Raw genomic sequence first — 18,779 nt, forward strand, 5'->3', positions numbered from 1 at the left:
ATCTGATAGATTGAATTTAGGAATAAAAAGATCTCCTACTTTTAGTCCTGTAATTGAAGAAAACAAAGACTAAAGTAGGAGATTTTTATGTTGTAACTTACAGATTAGAAGTAAGCGTATCTCAGTTTTTCATTTTGAAACCTCTTCGTCTATTCTGATTGTTCCATAGCAAACTGTCCAGCCTTGAAGATTTCACCCTGACAGCCGCTTTAGGAAAACAGGTTTACATTCTTAATGCTGCATTATCCGCGTAACTGCTTGTCCATTGCTGCAGCTGCACGACGTCCGTCTCCCATAGCCAGAATTACGGTGGCACCACCACGGACTATATCTCCACCGGCATAAATAGTCGGTATAGACGACTGCATATTCTCGTTTACGGCAATGGTTCCTTTACGTCCCAGTTCCAGTCCGGGGATAGAATGTGGAACAATCGGGTTCGGAGAAACTCCTACACTGACAATAGCCATATCAATATCGATGGTTTCTACTGCGCCGGGGATAGGCACCGGACTACGACGTCCTGAAGCATCGGGTTCGCCCAGTTCCATCTTCTGCAAGACAACTTGTTTGACACGTCCCTTTTCGTCGGCAATGTATTCTATCGGGTTATGCAAAGTCAGGAATTCCACACCTTCTTCTTTAGCGTGCTTAACTTCTTCCAGACGAGCCGGCATTTCTGCTTCCGAACGACGATAAATAATCATGGCTTTTTCGGCTCCCAGACGACGGGCTGTACGGACAGAGTCCATAGCCGTATTACCTCCACCGATAACGGCTACTCGTTTGCCGAATGTAACCGGCGTATCAGAATCTTCGCTTGCCGCATCCATCAGGTTGACACGAGTCAGGTATTCGTTAGACGACATGATATTGATAGAGTTCTCACCCGGAATATTCATGAAGTTAGGGAGTCCGGCTCCGGAAGCAACGAATATTCCTTTATAGCCTTCCTGTTCCAGTTCGTCTACGCTGATAGTCTTACCGATGATACAGTCTTTGACAAACTGCACGCCCATCTTCGACAGGTTTTCTATTTCTACATCGACAATCTTGTTCGGCAAACGGAATTCGGGAATACCATATTTCAATACTCCTCCGATTTCATGCAAGGCTTCGAACACGGTTACATCGTAACCCAGTTTCGCCATATCGCCGGCAAACGACAGTCCGGCAGGTCCGGAACCTACAACTGCAACTTTAACGCCGTTCTTTTCGGCTATTTCAGGAACCGAAATCTGTCCGCTTTCACGTTCATAATCGGCAGCAAAGCGTTCCAGATAACCGATAGCTACTGCTTCGTGTCCCATCTTCAGGTGTATACATTTCGACTCACACTGCTTTTCCTGCGGACAAACACGACCACACACGGCAGGCAAAGCACTGGTCTGCTTCAAAACACGAGCTGCCTCAAGGAATTCACCGCGCTCGATGTTCTTGATGAATCCGGGGATATTGATGCCAACCGGACAACCTTCCATACACGACGGATTAGCACAATCCAGACAGCGTTTGGCTTCGGTCAGTGCCTGTTCTTCGTTCAGCCCCAGGTTAACTTCTTCCTTACGGCTATGAGAACGGTACTCCGGATCGAGTTCATTCATCTTAACACGTGGAATGGCTGTACGTTCTTTCGGTTTCATCGCTTTACGCAGGTCTGCACGCCATGTTGCATTACGGTCGTCGGCTGCCTTTACAGCTTCGCATGTATCAGGCTGTACAGGATCCAGTTTGTGTATTTCTTCACGCTCAATATCCTTGAACGCACCCATACGTTTCAGCATTTCATCGAAATCGACCTGATGTCCGTCGAACTCAGGACCGTCAACACAAACGAATTTTGTCTTGCCTCCTACGGTAATACGGCATGCACCGCACATACCGGTACCATCTACCATAATCGTGTTGAGTGAAACGTCGGTAGGAATCTCATATTTTTTAGTAAGCAGGCAAACAAACTTCATCATAATAGCCGGACCGATGGCAAAACATTTGTCAACTTTTTCGCGCTTGATGACTTCCTCAATACCTTCTGTTACCAGACCTTTCTTGCCATACGAACCATCGTCGGTCATAATGATTACTTCATCCGAACTTTCTCTCATTTCTTTCTCTAAAATGATCAGTTCCTTAGAGCGTCCTGCCAATACAGTAATAACACGATTTCCGGCAGCCTTCAAGGCCTGAACGATAGGAAGCATCGGAGCTACTCCTACTCCACCTCCAGCACAAACTACGGTGCCAAAGTTCTCGATGTGGGTTGCCTTACCCAGCGGACCTACTACATCGGTAATATAATCACCTTCATTCAGTTCGCACAAGCGGGTCGATGACAGACCAACCTCTTGTACGACCAACGTAATAGTTCCCTTTACGGGATCGGCTTCAGCAATGGTAAGAGGCATACGTTCGCCTTTTTCGCCTACACGTACAATCACAAAATGACCTGCCTTACGTGACTTAGCAATCAGAGGAGCTTCGATTACCAGCTTAAAAACCTTTTCTGAAAAATGTTCTTTTGAAATAATTTTATTCATTTCCTCGTACTATAAGTTAGTTATTTTTTGCAATTTATTGTCTTTTGCAAAGTTATCACTAAATAAAATAATACCAAAAGAAATTCCTAAATTCACAAATTCTGTCTTGTATTTTTGTCTTATGCCCTTCTTGTTTTGACCCAAACTTACAATAACGATGAATGCATGATATATTACAGACAGACCAAATGGTATTTTTATAGAAATGATACGTAAAGGAATTACCTTATCCTATTTTATTCCATTACCTCATAGGATTGTGAATCTTCCGCATATACAAATCATTTCACTATAGTGAAGCGATCGCCTCACTATGGTGAAGATAGCGATTCATTATAGCCAGGCAACCGCCCCACTGCTGTTAAACATTATATTCTTAGGGAAAACGTAACACGAACTGCTCAATCAAACCATATATAAAAATAAAATCTCCTCCGGACTTTTTTTTAAATCCGAAGGAGATTCCATTTTCAATTATTCTTTTGTATAGTCTGATACAACTACATCAACGTTTTACCTGAATCGCTTTATCAAGCTCAGCCCAATGCTCGTCCGTCATGTTGGCAGGAGTAAACAATGCAACTCCGGCAGCTCCGGCTTCAATCGAACCACGAACAGCTTCACCAATTTCAGAAGGTGTCAGACCGTGACCTTCCGGATCTTTAATATTAGCCTTGTTCTGCCAGTCATGACAAATGAAGAGACCACTGTAAACAGGCTTTTTACCGTTTACGGAAGTCACTTCTTCTTTGGTTATTTCTCCTACCCAAGAAGCTGGTTCCAAATAAAAGTCATTGTAATTCATCGGGAAAAACGCATCGATATCCCATTTGTTCCATTCCTGACGAACCAGTTTCTTTGCATAAGAATCAGGACCCGGGAATACAGCAGCACTGACTTTTTTACCTTTTGCGTGAACCGCAGCCGCAATCTTATTCACCAGATTGGTAATGCGGTTATAACGGAACTGCTTCCATTCCTCGCAAGTAGAAGGATCTTCCACAGCCTTGATATCTATACCACTTTCAGCCTTGAAATCGGCTACACACTTGTCGCAGTAACAATAATCGGCTGTAGGATACTCTTCATTCATCACCAAACCGTATTTTTCCCAAAGGCCGCGAGCCAGAATTACATCTACATAGCGGATATAATCCAAATGAACAAAATCTACATCCGGTATTTCTGCTATCTTGCTATATTCGGTAACCAGGTAATTGATTACATCCGGATTATTCGGACACATACATTTATAATAAGGAACATATGCCTGCACAGAATATGCCGACTCTCCTTTACGGTTTACTGCATACCATGTAGAATCAGCATCTCCTTTCAGCATGGCAGGAATCCATGCATGATACTCCAGCCCAGTAGCATGAGCTATTTTTGCCGCACGAGCGTGTTTCTCCACATTGAAACCACCCGCATTGTAACATATACCTACCAAACCGTGATCTTTCCATTTCTGGAAATCGGACTGGATAGATGCCTCTGTAGCTTCCTCTCCTTCTCCTTGCCAACCATACACAGGGATAGTTTTCACTGATTCATTTGAGCATGAAGAAAAGCCCAATACGCATGCAACTGTGGCAGCTAATAACAACTTGATTTTCATAAATTCGATTATTTATTAATAAAAAACATTATAATCAGCAAATATATAAAATAATTAGACACTAAACGACTTCATTAAAGTAAATATATATTCCCGAATAATATAGAGATGCCCTTGTTTCTTCAATGCCGCAATATAATTTTTTGCAAAAAAACGAATCTATATCCTGCATAAAGATTAGAATATTGTGCAGCAAAGCACATCAAATCGCCACTGTATTTCCGAAAAACGCTTATATAATTAAACAAACAACTTTTTCAAATGAAACATTTTGAGCATACCAATAAACAATTTACAATCAACAAATTGCGCAAAAGAGAAAAAATTTTTTTCATCTATTTGGAGGAAATAATTGCCTAAAATTCCTATTCGATTGAAAATAAACTTTATCTTTGTGGGTATACTATAAATTCATAATCATGACCGAAAAGCTGAAAGATATAAAGAATTTAATCGCCGAGGGCTCTACAGATCACGCAATCGACCAATTGAATCAATTCATCAATCAAAACCCAGAATACGCATCCGAAGCGTATTATTTATTAGGGAATGCTTTCTGGAAAAAAGGTGACTGGCAAGGGACGCTGAACAATTATCAGGAAGCCATTGCACTAAATCCGGAGAGTCCGGCAGCAGAGGCCCGAAATATGGTGATGGATATTCTCAATTTTTATAATAAAGATATGTTTAATCAATAAGATAATCGACTTATGGCTAAAATGAAAGGTGTAGTTGTAGTGAATACAGAACGCTGCAAAGGGTGCAACCTGTGCGTGGTAGCCTGCCCGTTACACGTACTGTCGCTCACCGCCAAAGTAAATCAAAAAGGATATAATTACGTTCAACAGGTTGTAGAAGATACCTGCAACGGATGCTCTTCGTGTGCAATTGTATGCCCAGACGGCTGCTTGACCGTATATAGAGCAAAATGTGAAGAATAATTTTTAAGTGCTTATAAGCTAAACAATCAAAATTATGGCAGAAGAAGTAGTTCTAATGAAAGGAAACGAAGCCATTGCCCATGCGGCTATCCGCATCGGTGTAGATGGATACTTCGGTTACCCTATCACTCCCCAATCAGAAGTATTGGAAACTCTTGCCGAACAGAAGCCGTGGGAAACTACCGGTATGGTGGTTTTGCAGGCCGAAAGTGAAGTTGCAGCAATTAATATGGTATATGGAGGTGCCGGAAGCGGTAAAATGGTTATGACTTCATCTTCCAGTCCGGGTGTCAGCCTGAAACAGGAAGGTATTTCATACATTGCAGGTGCAGAATTGCCCTGTCTGGTAGTAAACGTTATGCGTGGAGGTCCGGGACTGGGAACCATCCAGCCCAGTCAGGCTGATTATTTCCAGACAACAAAAGGTGGTGGACACGGTGACTATCATCTGATAGCGCTGGCGCCGGCTTCGGTTCAGGAAATGGCCGACTTTGTGGGTCTGGCTTTCGAACTGGCTTTCAAATATCGCAATCCGGCAATGATTCTCGCCGATGGAGTTATCGGTCAGATGATGGAAAAGGTAGTCCTTCCAGCTCCTCGCCCACGACGTACGGAAGAAGAAATCATTGCACAGTGTCCATGGGCTGCAACCGGATGCAAGGGACGTAAGCCCAATATCATCACTTCGCTGGAACTTGATCCTGCTGTAATGGAAAAACGAAATCTTCACCTGCAGGAAAAATATGCAGAAATCGAGGCTAAGGAAGTTCGCTACGAAGAAATAGACTGCGAGGATGCAGAATATCTGATCGTGGCATTCGGATCATGTGCACGTATCGCACAAAAGTCAATGGAGCATGCACGCGAAGAGGGTATCAAAGTCGGATTGTTCCGTCCTATTACCTTATGGCCGTTCCCAAGTAAGCCATTAGCCGAAAGAGCTAAAAATATAAAAGGCATCCTTGTTGTGGAATTGAATAGCGGACAAATGATTGAAGACGTAGAACTGGCTGTAAAATGCAGTGTCCCCGTCGAACATTTCGGACGCCTGGGAGGTATCGTCCCCGATCCAGACGAAGTTATCGATGCGTTAAAAGAAAAAATCATTAATAAGTAAGAAACTTATGGGCAATATAGATCAGATCAGAACCGTACTCAATGTAATATTTATGATAGGAGCCGTAGCTTCTTTCATTCTGTATTTTTCATTGGGAGATGATAAAACCATTTTCTTTTATGTGTGCGGCGCATCGCTGTTTATAAAGATGATGGAATTTGTGTTCCGTTTCTTTCTACGCTAACCCGACAAGGAGGAGATATTTATGACAAAAGAAGATATAATGAAGCCCGAGAATCTGGTTTACCAGAAGCCTCGTTTATTGAATGATAATCCAATGCACTACTGCCCGGGATGTAGCCATGGAGTAGTTCACAAACTGATAGCTGAAGTTATAGAAGAAATGGGCATGGAAGAGAAAACTATCGGTATCAGCCCGGTAGGATGTGCCGTATTTATGTATAACTACCTCGATGTTGACTGTCTGGAAGCCGCTCACGGACGTGCACCTGCTCTTGCCGGAGCCATCAAACGTTTGTGGCCGGACCGACTGGTATTTACTTATCAGGGAGATGGTGACCTGGCATGTATTGGTACAGCAGAAACAATCCACGCCCTGAACCGTGGAGATAATATAGCTATCATTTTCATCAACAATGCGATATATGGCATGACAGGGGGACAAATGGCTCCTACTACACTGATAGGAATGAAAACAGCCACCTGTCCTTACGGACGAAATCCGGAAATACACGGATATCCTTTGAAGATGACAGAAATAGCAGCAACCTTGCAAGGAACGTGCTACGTTACCCGTCAGGCAGTTCATACGGTAGCAGCTATCCGCAAGGCTAAAAAAGCAATCCGCAAGGCTTTCGAAAACAGCATGCAGGGAAAAGGCTCAAACTTGGTGGAAATCGTATCTACATGTAACTCTGGATGGAAAATGACACCCGAAGCAGCCAACAAATGGATGGAAGAAAACATGTTCCCGTTCTACCCGCTGGGCGACTTGAAAGACACAAGCGGAGATAACAAATAAAATCATCAAAAAAAGAACTATCATGAAAGAAGAAATCATTATAGCAGGATTCGGCGGACAAGGTGTATTGTCGATGGGTAAAATCCTGGCTTATTCAGGACTGATGGAAGACAAGGAAGTCACTTGGATGCCTGCCTATGGTCCCGAACAACGAGGAGGTACGGCCAACGTGACCGTCATCATCAGTGACGAACGCATTTCCTCTCCTATTCTGAGCAAATACGATACAGCCATTATCTTGAACCAGCCTTCGCTTGCCAAGTTCGAAAACAAGGTGAAACCCGGCGGCGTACTTATTTACGATGGCTATGGTATCATCAATCCGCCGACACGCAAGGACATTCATGTATATCGCATTGATGCCATGGATGAAGCCAACGAACGGAAAATGGCAAAAACATTCAATATGATCGTACTGGGTGGCTTATTGAAAATCCGCCCGATTGTTTCTATTGAAAGCGTCATCAAGGCACTGCGCAAAACACTGCCCGAACGCCATCATCATCTGATACCGATGAATGAAGAGGCTATTCATATTGGTATGGACATCATCAAAGAAGTAAAATAACAGGAATTATCCATATCATACCAAGACATGAGAGAGGCGTACGGATTTTTTCAGCAAGAAGATATTCCGCACGCCTCTGTATCAATAGATATCTTCTCGTATTTTTGCACTTTGCACACGGTTTCTTTCGTTTTTAAATTGTATCTTTGCCCCCATTATGAGGAAGATATTTTTTATAGTAACAATATTACTGATTTGCGGTACGATTTCCGCTCAAAACACCTATCAGCAAAGTCAGTTTACGGGACAGTTTGGTAGTTCTGCTTCGGGAGTAGACAGCAATCTGTACGACCGTAACGGAAACCCGATTGACACAACCTCTGTGATTGATGCCAGCACTATTCCTATCGGATTGTCCTGCTGGAAAATAGACCGTCAGTTCGGCAACATGACTGAAGTTCCGGTGGATACCTTGCAGCATGATTTCCAGAACACAAATGATACTGGAGGCCCAACCGGTCATTATACTTATTTGGGTAATCTGGGTTCTCCACGTATTTCACATATCTTTTTCGAACGGAAAGACCCCGAACAATTCTTTTTTCTCGACCCTTACGACTTTACCGTCATCGAACCGGAAGACGTGGTATATACCAACACCAAGTCCCCTTTTACAAATCTTACCTATTACAAACAAGGAGGAAGCTCTGACGGAGAAGAGCGTTTCAAGGCTTATTTTGCCGTCAATGCCAACAAAAGATTGGGATTTGGATTCAATATTGACTATGTGTATGGACGCGGAAAATACATGAACCAGTCTACAGCCTTGTTCAACGGAGATCTTTTTGCCTACTATCTCGGCGATAAATACAACATGCATTTCAGTTTCATCAACGACAACCTGAAGGTTGCCGAGAACGGAGGTATCGTAGACGACCGATATGTTACCCGTCCGCTGGATATGGCGGAAGGCGGAAAGGTATATGCCAATGATGAAATTCCTACTAACTTGTCGCAAGTATGGAACCACAACACCGGTTACCACGCTTTTCTGACTCACCGTTATAACGTGGGATTCTACCGTGAGAATCCGGATGCCAAAGATACAGTCAACACAGAAGTTTTTGTACCTGTGACAAGCTTCCTGCACACCCTCAAGGTAGACATTAACCGCCGTCAATACATTTCATACGACGAAACTCAAAACCAGCAATATTTCCAGAACAATTACCTGACGGATGTACAGCGTGACAAAACGGAACAACTGGCTGTAAAGAACACTTTCGGTATATCGTTGCGTGAAGGATTCAACAAATGGGCGAAGGCGGGACTTACGGCATTCATGAGTCACGAATACAGACGCTTTACCATGACCGATACCCTTGCCCGCACTCCTGGTCAGCGCATACCTACCGACTATGTGGAAAACACGATTTCGGTAGGTGGTCAACTCATTAAAGAACAGGGACAGACCTTACACTACAACGTAATGGGAGAAATCGCTCTTGTAGGAGAAGATGCCGGACAATTTCAGATACAAGGTAAAGGCGACCTGAACTTCCGTCTGTTCAGTGATACGGTGCGTCTGGAAGCCAATGCTTATATCAAAAACCTGAATCCGATTTTTTACTACAGACATTTCCACTCCAAACATTATTGGTGGGATAATAACGATTTGTCTAAAATCATGCGTACCAGAATCGAAGGAAAGCTGAGTGTAGACCGCTGGAAAACCCAGCTTAAAGCCGGAGTAGAAAATATCAAGAACTATACGTACCTGGATAATACCTCTGTTAAATATACAGAAACGTCTTCAGATAAAGAAGTCACGACTTACAAGAACGACGTGGCTGTAAGACAGAACTCTGGCAACATACAGGTCTTCAGTGCGGCTCTGAGACAAGATTTCAAGTTGGGTATCTTCCATCTCGACAATGAGATAACTTATCAGAAATCGAGCAATCAGGATGTTCTTCCATTACCGGAACTGACTCTCTACCACAATTTATATATCAAATTTGGTTTGGCAAAGAAAGTGCTGCAAATAGAAATGGGAGCAGACGTACGTTATTTCACACAGTATTATGCCCCCGATTACGCTCCAGCTATCGGACAATTTTATTTGCAGAACAAAGAAACTCGCTACAAACTGGGCGGTTACCCGCTGTTGAACGGATATATCAACCTCCACCTGAAACGTACACGTATCTTCATAGCCATGTACAACCTGATTCAAGGACAAGGAGAAAAGAGCTATTTCCTGGCTCCTCACTACCCGCTGAATCCTCGCTTGCTGAAATTCGGACTGTCATGGAATTTCTTCGATTAAACCTGTACGCTTATGAAAAAGAAATGGTTACGATATGGTTTTATCGCACTGGCTATTGCAGCAGGCATCATCCTGCTGAATACGCAAAAAGAGCAACAAACGGCTTTTACACCACGTGATTATGATGAAATAGCCAGTTCGGGCATTCTTCGTGCCGTAACCGAATATAATGCGGTAAGTTATCACGTAACCGACGATACCTTGCAAGGATTCGACTACGAGCTGTTGAATATTTTTGCATCGGAGAAAGGACTGAAACTCGAAATAACTCCCGAAATGAGTTTCGAGAAACGCCTGCAAGGTATCATATGCGGTAAATACGATATTCTGGCTACGGGAACTGTAGTAACCACTCAGCTAAAAGATTCGCTGTTCTTTACGCGAACCTTGCTGCTGAGCAAGCAAGTGCTGGTACAACGGAAAAAAGAAGATGGAAAGGACAGCCTATACATACACAACCAGCTCGATCTGGCCAACAAACACCTTCACGTTATCAAAGGTTCTCCTGCCCTGCTCCGCATACACAACCTTATCAATGAAATAGCAGATACAATCTATATTGATGAAGTCGACTTATATGGTCCCGAACAATTGCTGGCAATGGTTTCGGGCGGAGATATCGACTATGCAGTATGCGACGAAAATATAGCCAAAGCTTCCATAAAAGAATTTCCTAATCTGGACATTAATACAGACATCAGCTTTACCCAGTTTTATGCATGGGGAGTAAGCAAACACTCTCCCGCCCTGCTGGACAGCCTGAATGTATGGATGGACAGCTTTATACAAACCAAGACATATAAAAATTTATATAATAAATACTTTAACTAATACCGTTAGCTATGATACAATTAGATAATGTACGCTGGGGATTTATCGGTTGCGGTGAAGTGACTGAAAAGAAAAGCGGTCCGGCCTTCAACATGATAGAAGGATCGAAAGTCGTTGCAGTAATGAGCCGCGATGAAGAAAAAGTAAAATCGTATGCACGCCGGCATAATATACCACGATGGTATACCGATGCGCAGGAACTGATAGGCGATGAAGACGTGAACGCCATTTATATTGCTACCCCTCCCTCATCGCATGCGACATTTGCCATTATGGCAATGAAAGCAGGAAAGCCTGTCTACATCGAAAAACCGATGGCTGCCAGCTATGAGGATTGTGCACGCATCAACCGCATATCGCAAGAAACCGGAATACCTTGCTTTGTTGCCTACTACCGTCGCTATCTGCCTTATTTCCAAAAAGTAAGGCAACTGGTAGAAGAAGGAGAAATAGGAAATGTCATTAACGTACAGATACGTTTCGCCCAGCCTCCGCGAGCACTCGACTATAACAGTACCAACTTACCGTGGCGTGTTCAGCCGGATATTGCCGGAGGTGGATATTTTTATGATCTGGCACCTCATCAACTGGATCTCTTGCAGGAAATGTTTGGCTGCATACTCGAAGCCGAAGGATACAAGAGCAACCGTGGAGGACTTTATCAGGCAGAAGATACCATCAGTGCCTGTTTTAAATTCGCGTCCGGTCTGCCGGGTTCCGGCTCATGGTGCTTCGTGGCTCACGAATCTGCCAAGGAAGACCGCATAGAAATCATTGGCGACAAAGGAATGATATGCTTCTCTGTCTTCACTTACGACCCGATAGCCTTGCACACTGAACGTGGACGTGAAGAGATTCTTCCGCAAAATCCACCTTACGTACAGCTCCCCCTGATTCAGGCTGTAGTAGAGCATTTACAGGGAAAAGCAATATGTACGTGCGACGGTGTAAGTGCCACTCCTACCAACTGGGTAATGGACCGCATTTTAAATAAACTCTAAAAAGCCTTCAGTTACTGTTTTTATTCGGACAGCCGCATGAATTTTTCACGATATATCCTGATTCTGTCGCTGTTTTTCGGTCAGACACTATATGCTCAGACCGAAAAACAGCACAAATTCATGCAGCGCCTCGGAGAAATTTTCAGTGAAACAGACTCCAGTTATATCGAACCCAACAAATATAATCTGGCATTTATGATCGAACAAAGCTTTTGGCATGAGCGCTATCAGCTGGGAGCACGTATCGACAACCAACGCCAGAACATTACTTTCGCACCGACTCCTACACCTAAAATCGGAGCTTATTTCGGATGGAGATGGATTTTCCTGGGAATATCTTTCAGCTACCCCGAACTGTTGGGTAAAAGTCATAACGGTAAATCGAAAAAAGAATATGTATTCAACCTGTACAGTTCTCGCATAGGAGTGGACTTATATTACCGAAAAACAGGAAGCGACTTTCATATTACTTCATATTCCGGATTCAACCTGCCTGAAGATTATGAAGGACATAAATTCGAAGGATTCCAAAGCAAGATAGTCGGGCTGAATACTTACTGGATTTTCAACAACAAAAAATTCTCTTACCCTGCCGCCTACAGCCAGTCCACCAACCGGCGGCGCAGCTGCGGCTCATTTATGGCAGGATTTTCTTATTCACATCACAGCATCTCCTTCGACCATACCAAACTGCCTGCCGACATGATTGAACAAATCCGTTCACCGCTCAAGTTCAATAAGCTGGAGTATCGCGACTACAATCTCAGCTTCGGATACGGGTACAACTGGGTATTTGCAAAGAACTGCCTGCTGAATGTATCACTGATGCCTGCCATAGCCTACAAGAAAGCAAAACTGAACGGACAGCCGGCTGAAATGGAAAACAACTGGATGGAATGGATCAATGATATCAACTTCGATCTGGTGACTCGCGCGGGTATTACCTGGAACAACAGCAAATACTACGTAGGCGCTTCACTCGTACTGAATACCTACGATTACCGTAAATCAGACTTCTCAATGACCAATTCATTCGGCAGCCTGCGCATCTATGTCGGATTCAACTTCTGGAAGAAAAAGGAATACAGAGAAGATAAACAATAAAAAAACTTCACCACAGGCAATAAACATTGCCCACGGTGAAGCAGATAAACACACACAATTTAAATCCTATCTTTTTAGAAATGTACTCCTACTGTAAATAACAATTGATGACGCTCATTGTTCACTTTGGTAGGCGCTAACATCAAGTTTCCTGCCTGATCTATCCCACCATCGAAAGCATAGAAATCACCTTTGTAAAAATCGTATTTATAAGCTACGTCCGCATAAATCAGGCGTCCTCTGTAACCCAGTCCGACACTGACTGCCTGACGCGATTTCAGGTTCATATATTCGGCATCGGTACGAGTATTATCGGTAGCCGGAATATTCTTGAATGCGTCACTCGTAATAGGTGTTGAGCGGAAATGATATCCGGCACGCACACTGAAAGCCGATGAAACTTTTGTTTCCATACCTACACGGAACGAGTGAACTCCTTTCAAGGTTTCCTTTATAGCAGCCTGACCGTTCAGTTCCCGACCTTCATAATCCTGTAGCTTGGTAGACGAATAACTTTCGAATTCATATTCGGCATCCAAAGCCATGATACCACCCACTACAGTACCGGCACTGACGTTGAAACGCCACGGAGTAATCAGCCTGTAATCCCATGCATATTGTCCACCGCTCAGATAGTCCATCAGATTTTCGGTATAGTTGGATGTAGAATTACCCAATGCTAAATTGCTTGTCAAGACAGAAGTGTAACGGTCGGACATATTATACCATACAGGCGTATGTATAGCCAGACCAAAACGGAACGGAGAATATTCGAACGGACGGATAATGGCACCCACCTTCAAGTCCAGTCCTGTACCCTCAGTCTTATACGTATTGTTCAATGTAAAATTGCCCTGATAGTCACCGTTCGATCTTTGCATATTCTCACCATACGAAGAATAGCGCAGATAATCTACATCGTATACGCCCAATGTCGCACCAAAATAAAAGCGGTCGCGGACATTAAAGGCAATATTGAAATCGTATTCGTTGATAGATCCCGTTTCGCGGCTGTAATATTCTCCGTCGATACCATTCCATCCATAAATACGAGTAATATCTCCCTGATCATTCCAGTCAACATCCACCAGTCCGGTACGTGCACCCATAACACCTAAATAAGGAGTATCGTAAAACGCACTTTCCGTATACGGGTTACCCGCATCCAGCAGAGCATCAAAATTTGTTTTGTTCTGATATCCTGCTCCGTTAATCATATCAGCCATCTGCCACGTCAGTGAGTTGCCGTTCAATCCCCCTTTCGAAGCAAACTGACGGTTAAAATTCACCAGTTTATGATAGTTGAATGCAAAGTTCAAAAATCTCAAATCGGTCTTATTACCAATCTTCGTACTCCATACGAAACCGATTTGATCGAACGAAGCACGATTACGCTTTTCGTCCATCACGCTTCCGCTAAAATCACTGTGCGACTTATTGGCATTAAAGCCAAAACTCAAAGCCACATCGTTACTCCGATAAAGACCAATACCGGCAGGGTTTGTACTGATGGTAGACAAATCAGCTCCCAAAGCACTCATTGCACCCCCCATACCCACAAAACGAGCCGTACCATTTACATCATTTCCTAAAAAGCGGAGCGCATCATATTGATTTTGTGCTGCTGCGGCAGAAGCCAGTGCACCTGCCACAGTCAGAACCATTATTTTCTTTTTCATAATTCAAACAATCTTCTATTTTACATTTTTATCTTCTGCTTGAACCTCCACCTCTGGAGCTGGAACGTGAAGAGCCTCCACCTACAGACGAACCACGGTTAAAGCTGCCGCCACTTCCTCCAGAGAAAGAACTGCTCGAACTACGAGGAGCAGAATAGCTATTGCTGGAACGGGTGTTCGAGTTATAGCTGGAACTGCGTCGGGTACTGCTCGGACGATTGTAGGTAGAGCCCGTACGGTCGACCGTACTGCTGGGACGTACATACGAACCGTTTCCACGAGAAGGCCGAGTGACAGAAGAACCGCTGCCAGGCTGGAAGCTGGAACCTCCACCTACCGACGGACGTACAGAGCTGGACGTATTGTCGAAACCACTTCCCGGACGTACTACACGACCTATGGTAGAGTTAGAAGACGAACTTCTCCGCGAAGAGGTATTCGTATACCGGCTGGTATTACCGAAAACGGCATTACTCCGTCTGGAAGAAGAATAACCTGTATATCTCGACGGACGATAGTCTGTGTGTCCTACACGATAATTGCCTGCCCAGTACGGATGATGATGATGCCAGCCCGGTCCCCAGTAACCGCCCCAGTATCCTCCCCAATAGCCACCCCAGTAGCCACCGTACCAATAGGGAGAATACCAACTGCTATAATACCATGGAGACGACCATCCCCAGCCGAATCCCCATCTTGGACCTGCAACGCCCCAGTTCCAGCGCCAGTCCCACCACAGCGGATTTGTAGCTGTCGGGAAAATATAAGCATACAAACCATCATCATACACATTCCAGTCCCATGAAGGATATACGCCATACACTACATCCCAGTAAAGCGGACTGCTTACAGGTATGGCATAACGTGGACTGCGGAAACGTATGATACGCATGGCGTATTCATAATCGTCTTGCGAACCTTCAAAACCGTTCACCCATTCCCCACGCTCACTATAAGGCTTTTCTTCTATATACAATGTATCATTCTGCATAGAAAAAGTATTGTCGCGCGAAGTATAGCGTCGGTTGTATTCATCAATATCGCGAGTCTTTCCAGTTACGTCTTTCACCACAACTGTCGACCCGGGAGCTGCATATACCGTCGTATTGTTTGAGGTTTGCTTCGGAACGGACTGTACCTCTGTCTTCTGCTCCGTTTTATTTTCTTTTTTCGGAACGAAGTAAAGGTCGTCATTACTCTGCGCCATAGCCAGCCACGGCAAGCAAGCTATCAGCAACGAAGCACATATTCTACTTTTCATACACATATATCATTTATACGGTTTATTTCACTTACAAAAGTAAGGAGTTAATCGTTATGTACAAGTAGAAATTCCCTATTTCGATATAGGGTTTTCCCTATTTTCACTACCTTTGTGTGTACAAACGAATATCTCCATATATATATGAAATACTTTGAAGTCACTTTTACTGCACAGCCGTGCAATGAAATTGTTACCGATGTCCTGTCGGCACTGGCAGGTGAAATAGGTTTCGAAAGTTTTGTCGAGTGTGAAGGAGGCGTTCAAGCTTATGTACAGCAAAGCTTGTTCGACGAAAATGCCCTGAAAGAAACACTGGAAAACTTCCCTATACCCGATACGAAAATCACTTATACCATTACCGAACCGGAAGACAAAGACTGGAACGAGGAATGGGAAAAGAATTTTTTCCAGCCTATCGTCATCGACAACCGCTGCGTGATACACAGTACATTCCACCACGATTATCCGCGTGCTGAATATGACATTGTAATCAATCCGCAAATGGCTTTCGGAACCGGACATCACGAAACGACAAGTTCTATTCTGGGAGAACTGCTGGATGCCGACCTGAAAGGCAAGTCTGTACTCGACATGGGATGCGGCACATCCATTCTGGCTATTCTGGCAAGCATGAGAGGAGCAGACCCGGTAACGGCTATCGACATAGACGACTGGTGTGTAAACAATTCACGCGATAATATTGCCCTGAACCACATTTCAAACATTACAGTCGAACTGGGAGATGCATCGCTGCTGAAGGGACGCAAGCCGTTCGACATCATCATAGCCAATATCAATCGCAACATCTTGTTGAATGATATGGCTGCCTATGCAGCATGCATGCACAAGGGATCTGAACTTTATATGAGTGGCTTCTATGTAGAAGACATTCCTGCTATCCGCGAAAAGGCAGAAAGTCTGGGAATGACTTTTGTTCATCACCGGGAAAAGAACCGCTGGGTGGCTGTAAAGTTTGTAATGTAACAATATAAAAGGCCTCAGTATCTCTTTCCGAAAAGATGCTGAGGTCTTTATTTTTTTTGTACAAAAGATTAGAAAATTTGTACAAATTTTCTGCCATAATTCATCGTCTTCTTGTCAAAGGAAAAGCGACTTATTCTTCTTTTTCCGCCTTCTTCAACTTAACTTCCGTAGTAGCCTGATAAGTACCTTGGCTCCAGCCGGACCCTTCCTCTATTTTTTCAAGCTTCATATCTTTCAGTAAAATAGAATCCGACTTGAAAACCTTGTTTTCGTCATTGAAATAGACTTTCTGCTCGTCCGGCACGGAACCAGTTGTAACAAACTTCTCTGCAGCAAATGCTCCTTTGCTGTCCGTGTAAATCGTATCCCCCGAACGATAATCATTATTGTACGCTCTGCGTACGATAACCTGAATATCTTCCAGCGGATTGCCTTCTTCGTCGGTTACTACCCCTTGAACCTGAAAACCAACCGTAGGTGTTCCATATTCCAACGGAATATCACCCGGGTCCTCATTACTGTTGCATGAAGCAAAGCCTAACAAGGCTAAAAATCCAGCCCAGACACGAGTACTAAAACAACTAACTTTCTTTCTCATAACTGTATGATTTTTACATTAAGGATTGACGATTCTTTTCAAATGACAGAACATTAACTCTCCTTGTCCATCACGCAAATGCATACCATTTCCACGACAATAACGGAAATACTTGCATGTAGCACACTCTCCTTTCTTCATCCATGTGCGGTCGCGATAAGGCTGATAGTTATTCTCCCAAACATCCATAAACTCATCTTTATAAATGTTTCCCTGATGGTAATCAGCACGAATGCTGGGGCAAGCGGATATAGAACCATCGATAAGGACTGATCCCACTGTTACTCCTGCCTGACAGGAAAAGAAATGATCGCGTACGTCGCCTTCATAATTACCTAAAAATCCCTCACATCCATAACTGATGCGTATACGCCCTTCCTTGCGAGTTTGCTTGATAAAATCGAGCATTCCACGAAATTCCTCGCCGGACAATTGAAGTTCGGCATCCCTGGCTGCACGTCCTACAGGAAATACCGTGAACAACCTCCACTGCTTTAAGCCAATGCCAATGAGAAACTCTTTCAATTCACTTAACCGTGCATAATTATGTTTATTGACGCATGTTACTACATCGAACACAAATCCGGGGAGAGCAGCCATCATACGAATGGCCCGAACAGCCTTGTCAAAACTTTGAGGATGCCCGCGCATCCAGTTATGCTCATCGGCAAACCCGTCCAGACTGACTGTAGCGGTATGCATCCCGGCCTTCAGCAAAGCAGTAAGACGTTCGGGAGTCATAGCCAGTCCATTGGTCACCATTCCCCACGGAAATCCTTTGTCGTGAATCGCTTTTCCACACTCTTCCAAATCTTCACGCATAAGAGGTTCCCCACCCGTTATCACGACAAAAACATGATGCGGATCGGTATGTAAAGCTATATTATCCAAAACCCGGAGAAAATCTTCTTTAGGCATATCGGCATAACCGGATATTTTCTTGCAATCGCTGCCACAGTGACGGCAATGCAAGTTACAGCGTAAAGTACATTCCCAGAATAATTGTTTCAGAGGATGCTGTTCGACCAATGCGTTAGTCATCTTACGGGCTATCTCTAACCCCAGCCTGCGACGAAGAGACAGATTTGTATTCATAGTTTTCGGATTTATCACAAAAATAGTTCTTTTTATAATAAAAAGAGCAAGACTGCAGAAAATATACTCCAAGCAATACTGTTTATAGGGAAACGAGGGTGTGTCGTAATACGCGATTCACCCTCTTTTCTTTATCAACGATAAGAGTGTAGTTAACTTTTTCAGGCAGCGATATTCAGAAGATAATCTCG

At 43.8% G+C, this 18,779-nt stretch carries 17 protein-coding genes; 11 read left to right on the forward strand and 6 right to left on the reverse strand.

What is annotated here, in order from left to right; translation table 11 throughout:
- Positions 1–242: 242 nt before the first annotated feature.
- Positions 243–2,537, reverse strand: a complete 2,295-nt coding sequence (locus ACZM60_RS08935) for a bifunctional dihydroorotate dehydrogenase B NAD binding subunit/NADPH-dependent glutamate synthase (RefSeq protein WP_489521319.1) — start codon at positions 2,535–2,537, stop codon at positions 243–245.
- 505 nt (positions 2,538–3,042) lie between these two features.
- On the reverse strand, positions 3,043–4,155 hold the full coding sequence (locus tag ACZM60_RS08940; protein WP_021971531.1) for a glycoside hydrolase family protein: 1,113 nt from the start codon (positions 4,153–4,155) through the stop codon (positions 3,043–3,045).
- Between the two features lie 419 nt (positions 4,156–4,574).
- Between ACZM60_RS08940 and ACZM60_RS08945 the strand changes: the two genes are divergently transcribed.
- The 10 genes from ACZM60_RS08945 (at position 4,575) to ACZM60_RS08990 (ending at position 12,968) form a co-directional block, all read left to right on the forward strand.
- Positions 4,575–4,853, forward strand: coding sequence for a tetratricopeptide repeat protein (locus ACZM60_RS08945; protein ID WP_489521320.1), 279 nt, complete (start codon positions 4,575–4,577; stop codon positions 4,851–4,853).
- A gap of 12 nt (positions 4,854–4,865) precedes the next feature.
- Complete coding sequence (locus ACZM60_RS08950) at positions 4,866–5,096, forward strand: 4Fe-4S binding protein (RefSeq protein ID WP_021971528.1); 231 nt, start codon at positions 4,866–4,868, stop codon at positions 5,094–5,096.
- 34 nt (positions 5,097–5,130) lie between these two features.
- Positions 5,131–6,213 carry a 3-methyl-2-oxobutanoate dehydrogenase subunit VorB gene (locus ACZM60_RS08955; protein ID WP_021971527.1) on the forward strand — a complete coding sequence of 361 codons (1,083 nt, stop codon included), beginning with the start codon at positions 5,131–5,133 and terminating at the stop codon, positions 6,211–6,213.
- Positions 6,214–6,220: 7 nt separating this feature from the next.
- Positions 6,221–6,397 carry a hypothetical protein gene (locus ACZM60_RS08960; RefSeq protein WP_021971526.1) on the forward strand — a complete coding sequence of 59 codons (177 nt, stop codon included), beginning with the start codon at positions 6,221–6,223 and terminating at the stop codon, positions 6,395–6,397.
- Positions 6,398–6,418: 21 nt separating this feature from the next.
- Positions 6,419–7,195 (forward strand): thiamine pyrophosphate-dependent enzyme, encoded by a 777-nt coding sequence (locus ACZM60_RS08965; protein WP_340319090.1) that lies wholly within the window; start codon positions 6,419–6,421, stop codon positions 7,193–7,195.
- A 22-nt stretch (positions 7,196–7,217) separates the two neighbouring features.
- Positions 7,218–7,763, forward strand: a complete 546-nt coding sequence (locus tag ACZM60_RS08970) for a 2-oxoacid:ferredoxin oxidoreductase subunit gamma family protein (protein ID WP_021971524.1) — start codon at positions 7,218–7,220, stop codon at positions 7,761–7,763.
- Between the two features lie 157 nt (positions 7,764–7,920).
- The gene (locus tag ACZM60_RS08975) at positions 7,921–10,032 is read left to right on the forward strand and encodes a putative porin (RefSeq protein WP_489521321.1); all 2,112 of its coding nucleotides are present in this window, start codon (positions 7,921–7,923) and stop codon (positions 10,030–10,032) included.
- Between the two features lie 12 nt (positions 10,033–10,044).
- Entirely contained in the window at positions 10,045–10,863 is an 819-nt protein-coding gene (locus tag ACZM60_RS08980) for a transporter substrate-binding domain-containing protein (protein ID WP_021971522.1), read from the forward strand.
- Positions 10,864–10,874: 11 nt separating this feature from the next.
- Positions 10,875–11,864: a Gfo/Idh/MocA family protein gene (locus tag ACZM60_RS08985; RefSeq protein ID WP_021971521.1), complete on the forward strand. Its 990-nt coding sequence runs from the start codon at positions 10,875–10,877 to the stop codon at positions 11,862–11,864.
- Between the two features lie 36 nt (positions 11,865–11,900).
- Positions 11,901–12,968 (forward strand): DUF4421 domain-containing protein, encoded by a 1,068-nt coding sequence (locus ACZM60_RS08990; protein ID WP_489521322.1) that lies wholly within the window; start codon positions 11,901–11,903, stop codon positions 12,966–12,968.
- 74 nt (positions 12,969–13,042) lie between these two features.
- Here the strand turns inward: ACZM60_RS08990 and ACZM60_RS08995 are convergent, their stop codons facing one another.
- Together ACZM60_RS08995 and ACZM60_RS09000 are read right to left on the reverse strand one after the other, a co-directional pair.
- Positions 13,043–14,647, reverse strand: a complete 1,605-nt coding sequence (locus ACZM60_RS08995; protein ID WP_489521323.1) for an OmpP1/FadL family transporter — start codon at positions 14,645–14,647, stop codon at positions 13,043–13,045.
- A 28-nt stretch (positions 14,648–14,675) separates the two neighbouring features.
- Positions 14,676–15,908 carry a hypothetical protein gene (locus ACZM60_RS09000; RefSeq protein WP_021971518.1) on the reverse strand — a complete coding sequence of 411 codons (1,233 nt, stop codon included), beginning with the start codon at positions 15,906–15,908 and terminating at the stop codon, positions 14,676–14,678.
- A 144-nt stretch (positions 15,909–16,052) separates the two neighbouring features.
- Between ACZM60_RS09000 and prmA the strand changes: the two genes are divergently transcribed.
- Positions 16,053–16,895, forward strand: coding sequence for a 50S ribosomal protein L11 methyltransferase (gene prmA / locus ACZM60_RS09005; protein WP_021971517.1), 843 nt, complete (start codon positions 16,053–16,055; stop codon positions 16,893–16,895).
- Between the two features lie 130 nt (positions 16,896–17,025).
- Here prmA and ACZM60_RS09010 read toward each other — a convergent pair whose 3' ends face one another.
- Both ACZM60_RS09010 and ACZM60_RS09015 read right to left on the reverse strand, forming a co-directional pair.
- Positions 17,026–17,493, reverse strand: coding sequence for a radical SAM-associated putative lipoprotein (locus ACZM60_RS09010; RefSeq protein WP_021971516.1), 468 nt, complete (start codon positions 17,491–17,493; stop codon positions 17,026–17,028).
- A gap of 18 nt (positions 17,494–17,511) precedes the next feature.
- Positions 17,512–18,588: a TIGR04133 family radical SAM/SPASM protein gene (locus tag ACZM60_RS09015; RefSeq protein WP_489521324.1), complete on the reverse strand. Its 1,077-nt coding sequence runs from the start codon at positions 18,586–18,588 to the stop codon at positions 17,512–17,514.
- Positions 18,589–18,779 lie beyond the last annotated feature (191 nt).

It is taken from the genome of Phocaeicola sp., from assembly GCF_057861905.1.